11 protein-coding genes and 1 other annotated feature are annotated in these 18,063 nt (G+C 29.5%); of the genes, 4 read left to right on the top strand and 7 right to left on the bottom strand.

The features are described from left to right. Window positions 1-3 precede the first annotated feature (3 nt). The 3 genes from DY168_RS03345 to DY168_RS03335 all read right to left on the bottom strand — a co-directional run bounded on the left by DY168_RS03345 (window position 4) and on the right by DY168_RS03335 (window position 2,217). Window positions 4-414: a hypothetical protein gene (locus DY168_RS03345; RefSeq protein WP_115640478.1), complete on the bottom strand. Its 411-nt coding sequence runs from the start codon at window positions 412-414 to the stop codon at window positions 4-6. Window positions 415-589: 175 nt separating this feature from the next. Beyond that, window positions 590-1,660 carry a sensor domain-containing diguanylate cyclase gene (locus DY168_RS03340; RefSeq protein ID WP_115640477.1) on the bottom strand — a complete coding sequence of 357 codons (1,071 nt, stop codon included), beginning with the start codon at window positions 1,658-1,660 and terminating at the stop codon, window positions 590-592. Window positions 1,661-1,725: 65 nt separating this feature from the next. Next, on the bottom strand, window positions 1,726-2,217 hold the full coding sequence (locus DY168_RS03335) for a YajQ family cyclic di-GMP-binding protein (protein WP_115640476.1): 492 nt from the start codon (window positions 2,215-2,217) through the stop codon (window positions 1,726-1,728). Window positions 2,218-2,528: 311 nt separating this feature from the next. Between DY168_RS03335 and DY168_RS03330 the strand changes: the two genes are divergently transcribed. Further along, the gene (locus DY168_RS03330) at window positions 2,529-2,684 is read left to right on the top strand and encodes a zinc-ribbon domain-containing protein (protein ID WP_115640475.1); all 156 of its coding nucleotides are present in this window, start codon (window positions 2,529-2,531) and stop codon (window positions 2,682-2,684) included. Window positions 2,685-2,780: 96 nt separating this feature from the next. Here DY168_RS03330 and DY168_RS03325 read toward each other — a convergent pair whose 3' ends face one another. Further along, window positions 2,781-3,338, bottom strand: coding sequence for an ECF transporter S component (locus DY168_RS03325; protein WP_115640474.1), 558 nt, complete (start codon window positions 3,336-3,338; stop codon window positions 2,781-2,783). A 203-nt stretch (window positions 3,339-3,541) separates the two neighbouring features. Further along, window positions 3,542-3,775, top strand: a binding site (T-box leader). A 130-nt stretch (window positions 3,776-3,905) separates the two neighbouring features. Between DY168_RS03325 and trpS the strand changes: the two genes are divergently transcribed. Together trpS and DY168_RS03315 are read left to right on the top strand one after the other, a co-directional pair. After that, on the top strand, window positions 3,906-4,904 hold the full coding sequence (gene trpS / locus DY168_RS03320; RefSeq protein ID WP_115640473.1) for a tryptophan--tRNA ligase: 999 nt from the start codon (window positions 3,906-3,908) through the stop codon (window positions 4,902-4,904). A gap of 204 nt (window positions 4,905-5,108) precedes the next feature. Further along, window positions 5,109-6,704, top strand: a complete 1,596-nt coding sequence (locus DY168_RS03315; protein WP_423237224.1) for a peptide chain release factor 3 — start codon at window positions 5,109-5,111, stop codon at window positions 6,702-6,704. A gap of 71 nt (window positions 6,705-6,775) precedes the next feature. On the opposite strand, the gene DY168_RS03310 is transcribed toward DY168_RS03315, so the two are convergent. Beyond that, window positions 6,776-7,150 (bottom strand): desulfoferrodoxin, encoded by a 375-nt coding sequence (locus DY168_RS03310; protein ID WP_115640471.1) that lies wholly within the window; start codon window positions 7,148-7,150, stop codon window positions 6,776-6,778. 198 nt (window positions 7,151-7,348) lie between these two features. On the opposite strand from DY168_RS03310, the gene DY168_RS03305 reads away from it, so the two are divergent. Beyond that, window positions 7,349-7,543 carry a hypothetical protein gene (locus DY168_RS03305; RefSeq protein WP_115640470.1) on the top strand — a complete coding sequence of 65 codons (195 nt, stop codon included), beginning with the start codon at window positions 7,349-7,351 and terminating at the stop codon, window positions 7,541-7,543. Window positions 7,544-7,670: 127 nt separating this feature from the next. On the opposite strand, the gene DY168_RS03300 is transcribed toward DY168_RS03305, so the two are convergent. After that, a complete protein-coding gene (locus tag DY168_RS03300) occupies window positions 7,671-16,478 on the bottom strand; it encodes a GH36-type glycosyl hydrolase domain-containing protein (protein WP_172556255.1) in 8,808 nt (2,935 codons plus the stop codon). A gap of 167 nt (window positions 16,479-16,645) precedes the next feature. Then, entirely contained in the window at window positions 16,646-17,947 is a 1,302-nt protein-coding gene (locus DY168_RS03295) for a M18 family aminopeptidase (RefSeq protein WP_115640468.1), read from the bottom strand. Window positions 17,948-18,063: the final 116 nt, after the last annotated feature.

Raw genomic sequence — 18,063 nt, 5'->3', positions numbered from 1 at the left:
ATGTTAAGCTGCATACTTTTGTAAAAATAGAGGCATCTCACTATAATCACCGTTTATATTTATATAAAACTCCAACTTATAATTGTAAGCCAACTTTTCCATCTTCAAAAATAAATGTGCGGCATCTTCTAAATTTCCAGAAATAATGTTACATAAACTATCTATAAAGATAGTTTCTATATCATAGTCTTCTGAAAGTATGCCGCACAAAAAACCGTACATTTCATTATAATCTTTTAGCTTAAAGTCATCTGTAATTATCATCCTAATCCTAGAATCTAAATTAAACATGGGTCCCCTATCATCGTCTATATATATAACGGTACCTTTTGCTTTTTCAGCTTTAGTATTTGCAAGTTTTATTAATGATTTGGTTTTCCCTGTACCTCTTTGGCTACAAAATACATGTATCATTTTAAACACCCCTTTATTATATTTCAGAAAAAGTCACCCTGTTAATATAATTATATAATATTCAGAATATTTAATCAATATCGCTTCAAAACTTAATAAATTATTTACATATGCTCTATACGCTATTTAATCATAAAAAAAAGATTACTTCTTTAATTAGAAATAACCTTTTGTTTTAAGTGTTGTACATAACTTTGTTTTTACCTGACCTTTTACCTTTATATAATAATCTATCTGCAGCTTGAAGAAGTTTTATTATATCTCCTCCATCTACAGGATAAAATGATATGCCAAAGGTTGCCGTTACACACTTATAATCCTCTATTAATGAATATTCATTATCTTCTATAGACTTTCTTATATTATCCACTGTTTTATAAACACTCTTAAAATCTTCTCCTTGATCTATATATAAAACAATCTCTTCCCCACCATACCTAGCTACAATATCCTTTATCCCTAATCCATTTTTTATTTCTTTTACAGTGTTTAGTAAAACTTCATCACCAAATTGATGTCCAAAAGAATCATTAATCTTTTTAAAGTCATCTAAATCAATCATAACTATAGCAAAATTACTATCTTCATTTTGAAGAACCTTACCATTCACAAAATCTATAAAATACTTTCTTGTATAAATCCCAAGTAGCGGATCCACATTTATCTGTTTTTGTATCTCCTTGTATAAGATGTTATTTTCAATAGCAATAGCAATTTGATTAGCTATAGAAGATATAAACTTCACATGGCCTGGTGTGAAAAAATTACAAAGGCTATGTTCTAGGATCATATATCCCATAAGCCTTTCCCTAAGATTTATAGGTACCCCTATTATAGAATGCATATTACCTCTGTTTCTAGTATTAAAAATTGTTTCCTTACAATTTAGTATAAAAGGTCTTCCACTTTTTATCTTTTCAATATAAAAACTTTCTTCAAATATTAAGTATGCTTTCTCCATATTACTAGCCTTTATTATAATCTCACCTTCTTCTTCTAAATAAATAGAAGAATAAGTTGCCCCTAATATACCTATTATCATATCATTTATCATAGGTATTAGATTTTCATTACTTAAATATGAATTTATATATTTGCTTATTTCTACAATATTAACTACGGCATCAAGGCTCTTTTCTAGGATTATATTTTTTTCACTTAGCATTTGAATTTGTGTTTCTGCAAAGTTTTGATATATTTCAAATTCTTCTAGTGATTTTTCATACTTTTCTTTATAACCTTCCATTTCTTCTTCTCCTAAATTATGACTATCACTAACCTTATACATGGTTTAATGATAAAATAATTTATTTATCTATAGTTAATAAACTGAAGTTCTATTCCAAAATCTTTCCCTCTTAATAAAGCCATAACAGCTTGCAAGTCATCTTTGTTTTTTCCTGTTATTCTTAACTCATCATCTAATATTTGTGTTTGAACCTTTATCTTACTTGATTTTATTTCATTTACTATAAGCTTTGACTTTTCTTTTTCTATGCCATTTACTATCTTACCCACTTGTCTTACTGTTCCCATACTAGCATCTTCCACTTTTTCAAAGTCTAAAGCTTTTGCTGAAATCCCTCTTTTAATAAGCTTCACCTTTAATATTTCTATTACTGCTTTTAGTCTAAAGTCATCTTCAGATGCTATTTTAACTTCATTTTTTACAAGTTCAACTGTAGACTTACTACCTTTAAAATCATATCGTTGACTTATTTCCTTTAAAGTTTGATTTATAGCATTGTCTACCTCTTGCATATCAACTTTTGATACTACATCAAAAGAATAATTACTTGCCATATGTTTTCCTCCTCTGCATATTATAATATTACCTAATACCTATAGTTTAAAATATTTCCAATATATAATCAACCATTTATTTCTTTAATTATAGCATATAAGCTTTTATTATTGGAAATTTACCTATTAATAATAGGTTGAATATTTAATTAACTTCATATTGAAGTATTTCCCTCATGTGTTATAATATTATCATGAGCTTTGACTCTATATATTATATGGGTTCAATTTAACTAGATAATTTCACTTCCTTTTATAAGAGGAAGAAGTTATCTATAAATTAGCCCTTTGATCACAAGGAGGTTTGTAAAATGGAAGATAAAAATATCATATGTAAAGATTGTGGACAAGAGTTTGTTTTTACAGCTGGAGAACAAGAATTCTTTAAAGAAAAAGGATTCGAAAACGCTCCTGTAAGATGCCCCGATTGTAGACGAGCTAGAAAAGCTGAAAGAAACAATAGATAATATAATGTAACATTTACCACATTATCTATTATAGGCCTAATTTATTCATAAATTAGGCCTCTTTTTTTTTAGATACCCACTACCACACATAACCTTTTATGTTATCTTGTGAGTTTCTATTGCCTTTATTAAAGGTAATGCAATTACTATACCTACAACAACTTGTAATATGTTTCCTGGTATATCATAAGAAGATACTATAAGTGCATTCATAAATGTTATTCCCTCACCTAAAAACAACATCTTTATTAGAGCTCCTGATAAAAAGTATGCACCTATCATAAATACTCCTGACATTAAAAATGCAAAAGCATATTTTAATGTAGATTTATTATCGCCTCTTTCAATTATCCATCCTGCTATAAGTACCATTGAGCCTTTAATAATAAATGTAAAAGGTGCCCAATAAGTATACCCATGAAGTATATCAAACAAAAACATTCCTAATGCTGAAGATATAGCTCCTTTCTTTTTTCCTAATAATATAACCGAAATAAATATAATGCTATCTCCTATATGTATAACTCCATTATATGAAGGTATAGTTATAAGAGAAGTTCCTAGAAGAACAATTGACGACATAAGAGCCATATAAATTAAATCCCTTACTTTAATTTGCGTCTTTGATACTTGATTACTTCTTTTCTTTTCCATAATCATTCCCCCTAAAATAATACTTTAGTTTCATATCCTTCTCATTAATATATTATATTCCTAATATTCCATCTATTCAAGCTAATGTCGCTTCAATTTTAAGATCATACTCTATAATTTATTTATTTATCATTGACATAATTATTAAATAGTACTATTATAAATTCAATACAATTAACATTGTATGTTTAAAATTTAAATTATTTAAAACTTTAAAGAGAAGTAAGTAAGTTTAAAAACAGATTTTAAGAGAGTTATGGATGGTGGAATCATAATAGTCATGTTTAAACCCAATGGGTCTCTTTTGTGCTTAGATGAATTTTAGTACTTTAAGCCGTGCATCTTACGTTAAAAGGATAGAGATATGATAGTATCTTTAAGAGATGAGGACTACTCCTCAAATTAGGTGGTACCGCGGTTATACAAGCGCCCTATGATTTTTTCATAGGGTACTTTTTATATACAAATATATATTCTAAAAACTAGCCATTCTATATTTAGATACATTATAAGTTTTTCTAATGTACTAAATATAATAATCTATAAAACTTAAAGGAAGTGTAACTTATGGAAGATACAAAAAAGATTATATTCAGTGGAATAAAACCCTCTGGAGATTTAACACTTGGTAATTATTTGGGAGCTATAAAAAACTGGGTAAAGCTTCAAGATCAGTATGATTGCTATTTTTGTGTGGCAGATCTACATGCAATTACTGTAAGACAAGATCCTAAGGATCTTAGACGAAGAACTTTAGAAATCTTATCTATATATATATCCTCAGGCATAGATCCAGAAAAAAACACCCTTTTTATACAGTCTCATGTTCCTGCTCACTCCGAAGCCTCGTGGCTACTAACCTGTTCTAGTTACATGGGTGAACTTGGCCGTATGACTCAATTTAAAGATAAGTCTCAAAAGTATGGTGAGTCTATAGGGGCTGGACTTTTTAATTACCCAATCCTTATGTCATCAGACATACTTTTATATAATGCAGATTTAGTTCCAGTTGGTATAGATCAAAAGCAACACTTAGAACTTGCAAGAGATATCGGCGAAAGGTTTAATAATTTATATAGCCCTACTTTTACTATACCCGATGCATATATTCCTACATCTGCAGCAAAAATAATGGATCTTCAAGACCCCACTAAAAAGATGTCCAAATCTGAGGATAATCCTAATGGGTATATTTTAATAATGGATCCTGTTGAAGTTATTAGGAAAAAGATAAGTAGAACTGTAACAGATAGTATTGGAATAGTTAATTACTCTGATGATCAACCTGGGGTTAAAAATTTAATAAATATACTAAGTTCTATAAAAGGCATTTCTCCTAAAGACATAGTTAAAAACTATGAAGGCCTTGGCTATTCAGAATTAAAAAAGGATGTTGCTGAAGCTATAATCACTGAGCTTTCACCTATTCAAACTAAAATAAATGAATTACTAAGTAACAAAACTTATCTCGAAGATATATATAAAAAAGGTGCAGAAAAAGCTAACTATGTAGCTAATAAAACCTTAAGAAAGATGCAAAAGAAAATAGGTTTAATTCCTAGATAACATTGTTAACTAAATTAAAACATGAAATATAAATATAAGCCCACTAAATATCTAATAACTTTATATTAAATATTTAGTGGGCTATGTTATTTACTATTATTGAAAATTTCTTTTTTAACTGTTATAATTACTGTGTTTAGAATTAAAACCTTAACCTTAAATGGTCTAGGGTATAATCCTTGAAAATATAAGGAGGATTTTATAGTGAATCTTAAAGAAGAAATAGAAAAAAGACGAACCTTTGCCATAATCTCTCACCCAGATGCTGGTAAGACTACACTTACAGAAAAACTACTATTATATGGTGGAGCCATAAGACTTGCTGGTTCCGTTAAAGCCAGAAAGGCATCAAAACATGCAACTTCAGATTGGATGGAGATAGAAAAGCAAAGGGGTATTTCAGTAACTTCATCTGTAATGCAATTTAATTATGATGGATACTGTATAAATATATTAGATACACCTGGTCACCAAGACTTTAGTGAAGATACTTATAGAACTTTGATGGCTGCTGATAGCGCAGTAATGGTAATTGATGGTGCAAAAGGTGTTGAAGAACAAACAAGAAAGCTCTTCAATGTTTGCTCCCTAAGAAATATTCCAATATTCACCTTCATAAATAAAATGGATAGAGAAACTAGAGATCCTTTTGAGCTTCTAGAAGAACTTGAAAATGAACTTGGAATAAAATCTTATCCTATGAACTGGCCTATAGGTTCAGGTCATGACTTTAAAGGAGTTTATGAAAGAGGCACTAATACTATACAAGTTTTTAATGGTAGCAAAAACCATGGTCAAACTAGAGTTGAATCAGTAAAGGAAAGTATAGAAGATGATATATTTAATGATCTTTTAGGTAAAAACCTTCATGATAAATTAATAGAAGACATCGAACTTTTAGATATTGCTGGAGATGAATTTGATATAGAAAAGGTAAAAAAAGGAGAGTTATCCCCTGTTTTCTTTGGTAGTGCTATTACGAACTTTGGTATTGAGCCATTTATCAAAAACTTTTTAGAATTAACTTCTCCACCTTTATCAAGAAATTCAAATGTAGGAGAAATAGATTCCTTCTCAGAGGACTTTTCAGCTTTTATATTTAAAATCCAAGCAAATATGAATCCTGCTCACAGAGATAGAGTTGCATTTATGAGAATATGCTCTGGTCAGTTTAAAAAGGGCATGGAAATATTTCATGTGCAAGGTAATAATAAAATAAAATTATCTCAGCCTCAACAATTTTTAGCTCAAGATAGAGAAGTTGTTGAAGAAGCATTTTCAGGAGATATAATAGGTGTATTTGACCCAGGTATATTTAGTATCGGAGATACTCTTTGTAAGGCAAATAACAAATTTAAATTTGAAGGAATACCTACTTTTGCCCCTGAATTCTTTGCAAGAATAAGACCTGTTGATTCAATGAAGAGAAAGCAATTCGTAAAAGGTATAACTCAAATAGCTCAAGAAGGCGCTATTCAAGTATTTAAAGAACTGTTTATAGGTATGGAGGAAATAATTGTAGGTGTAGTTGGTGTTCTACAATTTGAAGTTCTAGAATATAGACTTAACCATGAATATAATGTTCAAATTAAAATGGATAGACTAGCTTATAGATTTGTTAGATGGATAGAAAATAAAGATTTAGATATGGATAGTCTTAACTTAACTAGCGATACCAAAAGGGTAGTAGATTTAAAGGATAGACAGATCCTTATATTCCAAAATGATTGGGGTATAAATTGGGCCTTGGATCATAATAAAGGACTTATACTATCAGATGTAGGTAAGGCTGACAACTAATCCTTTTCTAAAGCAAATAAAAATACCCCTTAAAATTATATTTTAAGGGGTATTTTTATTAATTATTTAATCTAAGCTTTCCATAATCCATGAAGATTACAATATTCTCTTACAGATACTATTTCTCCACATACCTTGAAAGTTGCTTCTGGCTTTTCACCTGGTTTTAAGTGTTTTCTATATACTTTGTTTTCTGTTATGATCTCTATCCACTCTATGTAGTGCTTATCCTCCATTGGGTGCTCTACAGATCCAACTTTAACAGTTACAATATCTCCATCTTTTTCAACTACTGGTACATGCTTTTCTTTTGCTGCATCTACAGTATTTTCTTCCATAAGCTTCATAGGTTCTCCACAACAGACTAATTCACCTGCTGATGCATGAACCATTTCAACAATATTTCCACACACATTACATTTATAAATTTGATGTAACTTTGCCATTTAAACTACCTCCTTAATTAATAATTATTTATACTTTCAATTATACATGATATTTAATATTAATAAAGTATTCCTAAGGTAATTCTTTAAGTATTCATATAACTTTTACATCAGCTACCTTTTTTATTTAACATTTCCATCTTCTTTGTATTATTATTTTAGAAATATTCCACATACTAAGTACAGAGGTGATAGATTATGAGTAAAAAATCTAAAGTTCCCTATCTTCCATTGGAAAGAGGTTATTTAGAACAATCTTCTAAAGATTTAAAATCCTGTTCTAACGAAAATAAAGAAAGTTGTTCTAAACTTCCAGATCCTGTTGAAGATCCTATTGTTTGTAACAATATAGCTTGGATGGAATTCGACTATACCTCAAGAGATCAGCCATAAATTGATTGCCGTGCTAGCGTTATATCATGTAGCATAGTAAAGAAAAAAGGTTATCGTAAATACGATAACCTTTTTTTAGATTTAATTCATATAATATTTTTCTTTTTATATAGTTTTATTACATACATTATATATATACTACTATATTTTGTTCTCCTTCTTTAAAGTTTATAAATCCATCTTCTGATATAACATCATCTATTAATACCCTTTTTTCTTCATCTCTTTTTACAGTTATATTGTAAATTCCTTTATCTTTTTTATATGTGATTTTATATTCATTCCACTCTATAGGTACACAAGGTTTAATAATAAACCCTCTTCCTTTTATTATTTTTAATCCTAGTATATCTTCTACTGCTGTTTTATACATCCACCCAGAAGCTCCTGTATACCAGCTCCATCCACCTCTGCCTTCATAAGGTTCTAAGGAATATATATCTGCTGTCATAACATAGGGTTCTGCCTTATATCTTTCTATATCAGTTATAGATGATGTGTGATTTATAGGATTTATCATATTAAATAGCTTTAAAGCTTCACTATTGTAATTTAATTTACACATAGCTAGTATAACCCAAACTGCTGCATGGGTATATTGGCCTCCATTTTCTCTAACTCCTGGTATGTAACCTTTGATGTATCCTGGTTCTAAGCTTGATTTGTTAAAAGGTGGAGATAGCAATACTATCATACCTTTATCTTTCTTTATAAGGTTTTTTTCTACGGAATTCATAGCCTTTTTTGCCCTTTTTATATCTGCTGCCCCTGAAATAACAGCCCAGCTTTGTGATATAGAGTCTATGGTACACTCACTATTTTCTATGGATCCAAGAGGAGTGCCGTCATCAAAATAAGCTCTTCTATACCAAGCACCATCCCAAGCATTCTTTTCTAAGTTTTCTCTAATAAATTCTTTAGTCTCATAATATTTATTCTTAGTATCTTCGTCCTTTTTCATATTACATATTTCAATAAATGCTTCTAATATATAATATAAAAACCAACCAAGCCAAACACTTTCTCCTGTACCCTTGTTTCCTACAGTGCTAAATCCATCATTCCAATCGCCACTACCTATTAAGGGTATATTGTGTGGTCCAAAGTTTAGCCCCTTATCTATAGCCTTTAAACAGTGTTCATATATGCTTCCCTGCTTATCACAGTTCATAACTATATTATATCTTTCATCTTCTCCTTCTTTTAGAGGTTCATCTTTTAAGTAGGGTACATTTTCATCTAAAATAGATATGTCCCCTGTATGATTAATATAATCTGCTGTTACAAATGGTAGCCAAAGTAAATCATCACTAAACCTTGTACGTATACCACTGTTAATAACTGGATGCCACCAATGTTGTACATCCCCTTCTATATATTGCCTTCCAGCACTTCGAATAATCTGATCTCTTGTTATATTTTCATCTACAAGTCCTATAGCCATAGAATCTTGGAGCTGATCTCTAAATCCATAAGCTCCTCCTGATTGATAGAATGCAGTTCTTGCCCAATATCTACAACATAAAGTTTGATACATAAGCCACCCATTTAACATTATATCCATACTCTTATCTGGAGTTTCTACCTTAATCTTTCCTAAAGTTTCTTCCCAGTATAATTTAGTTTCATCTAGCCTTTTTTCAACTTCTTTTGTATCTGATATATCGAGTAATATATTCTTTATAGAATCTATATCTTCTAGCTGACCTAATGCTATAACTATAGTCTTTTCTTCTAGCGGATTTAACTTAATCTTACTACACTGACTCAAACAAGGATCAAATCCTGCACCTGAAGTATTTGAAAGATCCTCCTTTTTCATAGCTAAAGGGTACTCTATGGCTCCACCTTTACCAATAAATTCTCTTCTATTTCCAGTAAAACTTATATTATCTCCACCTATAATCTTTAGAAATGTCTTAAGCTTTCCAAAATGCTCACTATAAGGATTACTTGCCCAAATAAAGTCTTCTTCTATATTTGTATATACATACTGGCTACTTTTTTCTATGGATTCCCCTAACACCATTCTAGAGTAATAAAAATTAGATATATTTTTTGTTTTATTACTAGTGTTTTTTAATGTTACAATAATATACTTTATGGGATTATCTTTATCAACAAAAACTGTATAATTACCATCTACATCATATGCACTATGTGTAAACTTGCTATATCCAAAACCATGTTCTATTATATATTCACCTGAATCTCTTACAGGTCCTGGAGTTATGCTCCAAAAGTCCCCATCATCATCGTCTCTTAGTAAAAAGGCCTCTCCTGCTGGATCTATTACACTATCATTACTCCAGGGTGTAATTTTATTTTCTCTACTGTTTTTATTCCAAGTATGTGCAGATCCGCTTTCTGAAATAAAACATCCAAATTCCTTATTAGATAATATATTTATCCACGGCGCTGGAGTATTGTTATAGGCTTTTAGGCATATTATATAACTATTTATTTTAGGATGAAATCCTCCAATTCCATTAAAAAATAACAACTCAGATGTATCAAAAGGGTCTTTTCGCTTTGCTTCATCTTTTGCCTCTACTTCGTAAGATTTACTTATCTCTAAGCTAAACTCTAAAGAAAAACTATCATTTATCCACTTTAAGTTTTTAATTCCTTCAATTTCTCTATTCCAAGACCTATTATAATCATCTTTAGAATCGCTATTAGAATTTACTATTACTTTATTATTATAATCATAGTTTCTAATAAAACTTACTGCATTACTTTTTGGTTTAAACGCAATATTATCAATTAATTGCGGTGATTTATCTTCTATTTTATTTTCTATCTTATTTTTAATATTGCTATTGAAATTACCACATTCTCCATAAAAGACAAATCTTGCAATACCTAGTATAAGATTTATATCTTCTCTTTCCATACCGTGCTTAACTTTAACAAATATTCCAGCTCTCTTTTCTTCTTTGTTAGTAAGTCCAAGCTTTCCTATAATCTCTTTTATCTCCTTTTGCAATGGTTCATCATAAGATGAATCTTCTTCATTAAGTATTATACAATCAAAATTTACAGCTTTTTTATTTAAGTATTTGTAAGCCATAAGTACCTGTGTTACTAACTCTAAATCTTTGTTTTTAGAAACCTTCACTAAAACTATAGGATAGTCACCTGATATACCATAACTCCAGAGATTCTTTTGACTTCTTTTTATATCTTTTAGATATTCTTCTCTTTCCCTTTTTGAGTCATTTAGAAATATTATTTTAGATGCAAGTATTTGATATAAGTTTGCTTGATTTGATGTTATTCCAAGTTGCTTTAGTTCACTTTTAACCTCATTATTAGATATGTTAAAAGCCCTATCAATATCTTTTATAGTTTCATATCTATTTATTACATCTAAAATATCCTCTCTATTATCACTTACAGAAGTTATAAATGCTATTTGTACACTTTGACCTTTCTTAATTTTAAACAACCTTCTTAAACTTATTATAGGATCTAATACATATCCTACTGTGTTTTTTAAAGGTACTTCATTTTCCATTGTATAAGGATTAGAAAGATTTCTATTCCTTCCTATAAAATTCAGCCTATTTGTTTCATATTGTAATGCTCCTACTGTATCACCCTTTGAAATAATCTTATTTGCTAGGTATTTTCTTTTTTCCTTCTTACTTCTAGGTCTTCTACTTGCTAAAATGCATTGATTTTCTTCTATATATTCAGTATTTATAAATAAATTACTAAAGGATGGATGAGCTACATCTGCTTCATAGGTTGAAAGTGTTACTTCCATATAACTTGTTACTTCTATATACCTAGTACTATCACTATTATTTGTTATAGTTAACTTCCTTATTTCTGTATTATCATAACTTGCAATACTAACATCTAGTTTAGTTAAGATATTTCCATCTTTTCTTCTATACTGAGCCTTATCTAGTGAAAATATAGACTCATATCCTTCCCCTTCATGTTTGCAGGGTTCATAGGTAGCACTCCAAAATTCGTTAGAGTTTAGATTTTTAATATAAAAATACTGACCACCTATAGAAGTTGTAGGATCTTCTCTCCATCTATATAACATCATATCCTTCTCTTTACCATATCCGCTACCATCATTAGTTATCATTAAAGAATAGTCTCCATTAGATAGTACTTGAACTTCAGGGAATTTTGTATTTGCATCACTATGTCTTCTTATTAACATATTCTTTTCATAAGCTTCTTTCTTTGAATATGAAGGATCTATCTTTCTACTAAACACTATTCTATTTATTGGTTTTTCTTGCAGTAATAACTCTATAGACTTAACCTCCGGAATATTATGAAATCTGTTTTTTAGCACATCTTTATTTATTATATTATTTAAGGCCATAAAACTCATTCCTTGATGATGAACCATATATGACTTTACTAAAGCTTTATTCTTTCCTTTTGGAACTCTTTCTTTTGTATAATCTAAAGCTTCATATAATCCATATTTACCTAGCATACCTATACCTATTAAATGTTTAATATTATTAATAGATGCTTTAAAATCTACCATAAGGGCCATTACAGTTGAGTATGGTGATATTACAATATCATCTTCAATTCCTCTTTTAAGCCCAACACTCGGTACCCCAAAAGCCTTATACTGAAAGTTCTCATCTAAATCCAGTTTAAAGTAAGCAGACTCTGATATCCCAAAAGGAATATTAAGTTCTTTTGCATAGGCCTTTTGAGCATCTACTATCCCCTTATAAGTTTCCTCTAATAAGGTATTAGAATACGACTTCATTAAAAGTAGTGGCATTAAATATTCAAACATAGTACCGCTCCAAGACATTAGCACCTTGTTTCTTTCAATTTTCCTTAAAGATCTCCCAAGGTTAAACCAATGTTTATATTCTATATCTCCTTTTGCAATGGCTATATAGCTAGCTATCCTAGACTCTGATGCTAAAAGATCATAGTAAGAATTACTATACCTTTCTTCTTCTAGGTTATACCCAATATAAAATAATCCAGCACTTTCATCATATAACATCTTAAAATCTGTTTCTTTAATTAACTTTTCACAGTTTAAAATTAATATTTTGATTTTATTTATAAATCTATATATTTCTTTTATACTATTTTCAATAAGAATTTCTAACTCAAAAGAGCATTCACCTATACTTTTAAAATCATTTAATCTATCTTGTAAATCTTCTAGGTTAGTATTCATAACTATATCCATTAACTGATTGCTAAAATCCCCCCCATCCTCCATTGCTGTTTCAAGAAAAGGTAATAAATTTTGTAATTCTTTAAGTCTTTTATTTACCATAGATTTTAGTTTCTTATTCCAATAATAGGTATCTTTTTCTTCTTTTTCAATATGAAAGCAACCATCTCTTATAGCTCTAAGCTTATTTTTATAATCTTTTACTGATTTATATGAAGTGAAATCTAAGTTTTTATCAAAGTATATGTTTTCTTTTCCTATCTCTTCTAGTAATAATTTTATAGTATCTTCTAATCCCTTCATAGAACTTTTATTTATAAGTGGAGTTTTTAGGTATTCTTTAAGTGTTTCTGGCACTATCCAAAGACAAGCTACAAGATTTCCACTATCTACTGTAGACACATACCTTGGATACAAAGCTTTTGATGTTTCAGTATCATACCAATTATAAAGATGCCCATGATACTTTTCTAAGTCCATTACTGAATGTATAGATTTATCCATCCTACTTACTACCTCTTCTATACCAATATACCCCAAGTCATAAGCTGATATATTAGAAGTAAATATCATTCCTATATTAGTAGGTGATGTTCTGCAAGCTAATCCCTTTAATGGTTCTTCCTGAAAGTTATCTGGAGCGAGCCAAGTACTCTCCTCATCAATAAAATCTTCAAAATATGCCCAGGTTCTTCTTGATATATCTTTTAATAAGTCTATTTCTTCCTTCTTAAAACTTTTAGTATCTACACTGATTTCTTTGCTTATATAGTAGGCTATAACTGGGCTCAATATCCACAAAAGGCTTGGAACTATATAAATATAAAATGATTCATTGCTATTTATATAGGATAAATAAAGTATTAGCACACCAATTATACTTCCTATAGCCATAGATTGAAGGTAATCTATAAGTCTAGTTAAACCCTTTGATTCAACATCTTCAGCTGTTCTCCATTGAAGTAAGTTCTTTTTACTAATAAACAATCTATATAACGTTCTAACCATTGCATCTATCATGATGTATCCCTGATATGGTATAAATGCGAACATTAAAACTACTTGCTTTATTATTATTTTAAAAGAGTTAGTGTACGTAAAAATACTTATGCTTTTTAAAGGCGCTATTGCAATATCAGTTATATTAAATAGTATAGGACATATCATAGATGTAATTCCAACAGCAGTGCCTACACCATAACCTCCAGGTTCTAGTGTCAGCGCATATAAAAACAATATAATAATAGATGGTGCGATTAAACTTCGCCTTAAGTTATCTATAATCTTCCACCTTGATAAAGAGTTAATTGGAGATTTTTTATATATCCAAGGTAGCAATTGAAAGTCACCTCTTGCCCATCTATGAAGTCTTAATATACTAGAGTTATAATATGCAGGGTAACCATCTACTAGCTGTAAATCTGTTACTAGGGCACATCTTACATAGCTTCCCTCTAAAAGATCATGACTTAGTACAGCATTTTCAGGAATAGCACTCATTAACATTTCATTAAATACATCTACATCGTATATACCCTTACCTGTAAATATGCCTTCATAAAATAAATCTTGATATACATCAGACACAGCTGTTGTGTAAGTATCTATACCAGTTTCCCCAGAAAATATCTTAGAGAAAAGGGTCTTATTTGAATCCTCTATACCAACTGTAATCCTTGGCTGCATTAAACCATATCCACGTACTACCTTTTTTAACTTTTCATCTACATGAGGCTTGTTTAATACATGGGCCATAGCACCAATTAGTCCTCTAGCTGTTCCCATTGGTAATTTAGTATCTGCATCTAAGGTTATTACATATTTTATTTCTTGAAGCTTACATATATCGCCACTTATTACATCATAACTAGTATTTTCATCCCCTCTTAATAAAGAATTAAACTCCATAAGTTTTCCTCTTTTTCTCTCCCATCCTATAAATGCATCCTCTTTTTCATTATACTGTCTATATCTATTTAAAAAATAGAATATATCTTCCCCTTTTGAATACTTTTTATTTAACCTTTTTATGTCTTTTAGCATAGTTTCTACTATTATATTGTCCTCTGGCGCTTCTTTTGTTTTGGAATCTTTAAAGTCTCCTAACACCCCAAAACAAATTCCTTCCATTCTGCTTGCAAGGTAGTATACTTCTAAGTCTTTTATGATATCAGCACCTCTATTTTCGTTGTTTATCAATGTAGGTATTACTACCATAGTTTTATATTCTTTTGGAATACTTTTTTTGAATTCTATCTTTGGTACAAACTTTGGAGAAGTATATTTAATTATAATCCAATGAAAAATAGATATAACAATTTCACTTAAAGGTATTATAAGAGCTATAAATCCTAGTACATACTTATATATTTTAATATCTAAATCCTTAAGCCTAAAGTTATGTAAAATTAAATACTCAAAAATTGCTATCATGGATATTATAAAAGAAATATAAAAAGTAAATTTATTCATTACTAAAAATGATGATAATTTATTAATTGTACTATTTTTATTTATAAAACATTCTTGAAGTTCTCTTGACCCCTTATCTATTATGTAATATCCCACATGACATTTATAAATTTCTTTATCTTTTACTTCTTTTAATTGTAGGTTCTCTTTCTCACTTAGCTCTAATACCTTATCTACTACCTTACTTTCCTCTACCTTAACCTTTCTTGCAATCTTTTCTAATTCATGTCTGTAGTAATCTCGTGAACTAAAGTCCATAGATGTATATACATGTAGAGGATCCTTTGAAAGTGTCTTTTCTACATAACTTATCTTTTCAAATATATCTCTCCAATCTTTAGATTCTATGTTTTTTAAAGATGTTATTGCATTTTCCATAAAGGATTTTAAATTAGCTTCCTCTATGCTTTCTCTTCTATTTATTAAACCCATATCTTCTTTTGAAACACCGTACTTATCTTCAATCCACAAATATATTTCTTCTTGTTGTAAACCATTATCTTCAACAGATTTCATAAGCTTATTTATGAAGGTATCACTATAGGGTATATCTTTATCCTTTAGTATCTTAAGATACTCCTTTAAGCTATCCTCTGTATAAGCTAAAACTAATTTATCTATTATAATATCTGCTCTTTTTCTTTCATTATAAATTTTATTAATTATAGATGAATTCTTACTTATAGATTCTATAAGTACCATCCTAAGCATTAAAGGAAAAGACCATAACTCTCCAATAGAAAGATGATTGTAACTTTCATAACTTGTTAGAAAGTCTTCTATATTATCCTTATCTACACTATTGTCAAAGTAGTTAACAAAGGTTTTAGTCATATAGTATACTCTAAGATTTCTATCACAAATCTTATTTTCAACTATTGGCATATACTTACAGTAATCTTTAGGAATATTATATCTTATAGTCTCATATTCCTTTTCTATTACATATATGTTATCTAAAAGCCATTCCGCTGCCCCTGTTAAATCCTTTTGTGTTTTTTCATTTTCTTTTAATATTTCATAATTCTTTATTATGTTTTTATAGTCTTCATGTAATTTACTCATTAACCTTTTTTCTTTAATTCTTTTATTTGGAATTATCTTATTATTAGCAATAAGAGATGCTAGCTCATCAATATCTTTATAATTAAAATCCTCTTTGCTATTTGCATCACGAATTATATCTTTACCATTTTCACTGCCTTTTTTAAAGATTACTCCATATGTGAATAGTATCGCTAATAATAAACCTACAGCTAAAAATATATACGTCATAATATCCCACTCCTTTTGCTCGCTTATTTCCATATTTGTAACATGCCCTTTTAGTATTAACCTATTCACATAAAATTATAGATAAAAATACAAAAATAAGGATACCAGTAAATTTCTTTTCTGGTATCCTTAAAACTCTATTCTTAATAAAACCTTTTATAAATTATTTAAATCCTATAAAATTCTTCAAATGATTTAGTTATAGACCTTTGATCTTCTATTCCACCAAGCTCTCTTATAGAGTGCATTGCAAGTATTGGTGTTCCAATATCTACAGATCTTATATGAAGATGTGTAGATGATATAGGTCCTATAGTAGATCCACCTCTTAAGTCTGATCTATTTACAAACTTTTGTACAGGTACTCCTACATTGTTACAAATTTCCTCATATACCGCTATAGAATTACTATCTGAGGTATAGCTTTGATTTGCACTTATCTTTATAACTGGTCCTTTATTTATAACAGGTCTATTTACAGGATCATGCTTTTCACCTGCATTTGGATGCACGGCATGAGCTAAGTCTGCTGATATCATAAAGGATTTTGAAAGTGCTCTAAAGAAATCTTCTCTACCTTTATTAAAACTTAAAGCTATTCTTTCTAAAATATTACTTAATAGATTAGAATCTGCTCCTTGTTTTGTAGAGCTCCCTACCTCTTCATTGTCGAAGCACACCATAACATTTGTAGCCATATTAACCTTTGTATTTATAAGCGCCTTTATCCCTGCATGAACCATAGCAAGGTCATCTAGCCTTGGTGAGGATATAAACTCTTCATTTAGCCCTATAACGCTTCCTTTTTCATATTCGTAAAGGAATAAATCAAAGTCTAATATATCACTTACATTTACAGAAAGCTCTGATGCTATAGTATTTATTAAATACTTATCTTTTTGAAGGCTTTCATTTACAAGTGACAATAGTGGAATGGTATCTTTTTGTTTATTTAGTTCCACTCCTTGATTTACTTCTCTATTCATGTGTATTGCTATGTTAGGAATTATAAGTATTGGTTTATTTATATTCAAGAGTCTTGTTTCTGGGAAAAGTGTATTATTTCCTCTTAAAGTAACTCTACCTGCTATAGAAAGAGGTCTATCAAGCCAAGTATTAAGTATTGGTCCACCATAAACCTCTGTATTTAATCTTACATAAGTATTTTCAGAAGTCATTTCTGGAAATGGCTTTATTCTAAATGAAGGTGAATCTGTATGCGCACCTATTAGTTTAAATCCATTACTTTCAATCTCGCCTTCTCCTATTACAAACGCAATAAGAGCTGAATCATTTTGAGTTGTGAAATACTTTCCACCTTTTTTAAGATTCCATTTTTCCGTGTCTAAAACTTCTGTAAAGCCTTCTTGTTTTAATATTGATTTTACAGTGCTAACTGCATGAAAAGCTGTAGGACTCTCATAGATAAAATCTATTAATTCATTTGCTAATTCAATATTTTTTTCCATAATATTACCCCCTCTTAACTTCCATTATTATTTTAACATAAATATTATTAGTATGCCTTGCATTTATATAATATTTTCCTCTAATGTATTCCTTCATTATAACTTCTAAAGACTTA

The organism is Clostridium putrefaciens (assembly GCF_900461105.1).
In the GTDB taxonomy this organism is placed as follows: domain Bacteria; phylum Bacillota; class Clostridia; order Clostridiales; family Clostridiaceae; genus Clostridium_L; species Clostridium_L putrefaciens.
Note: the sequence above shows the minus strand (reverse complement) of the source record. Positions and strands in the feature narration are given on the sequence as shown.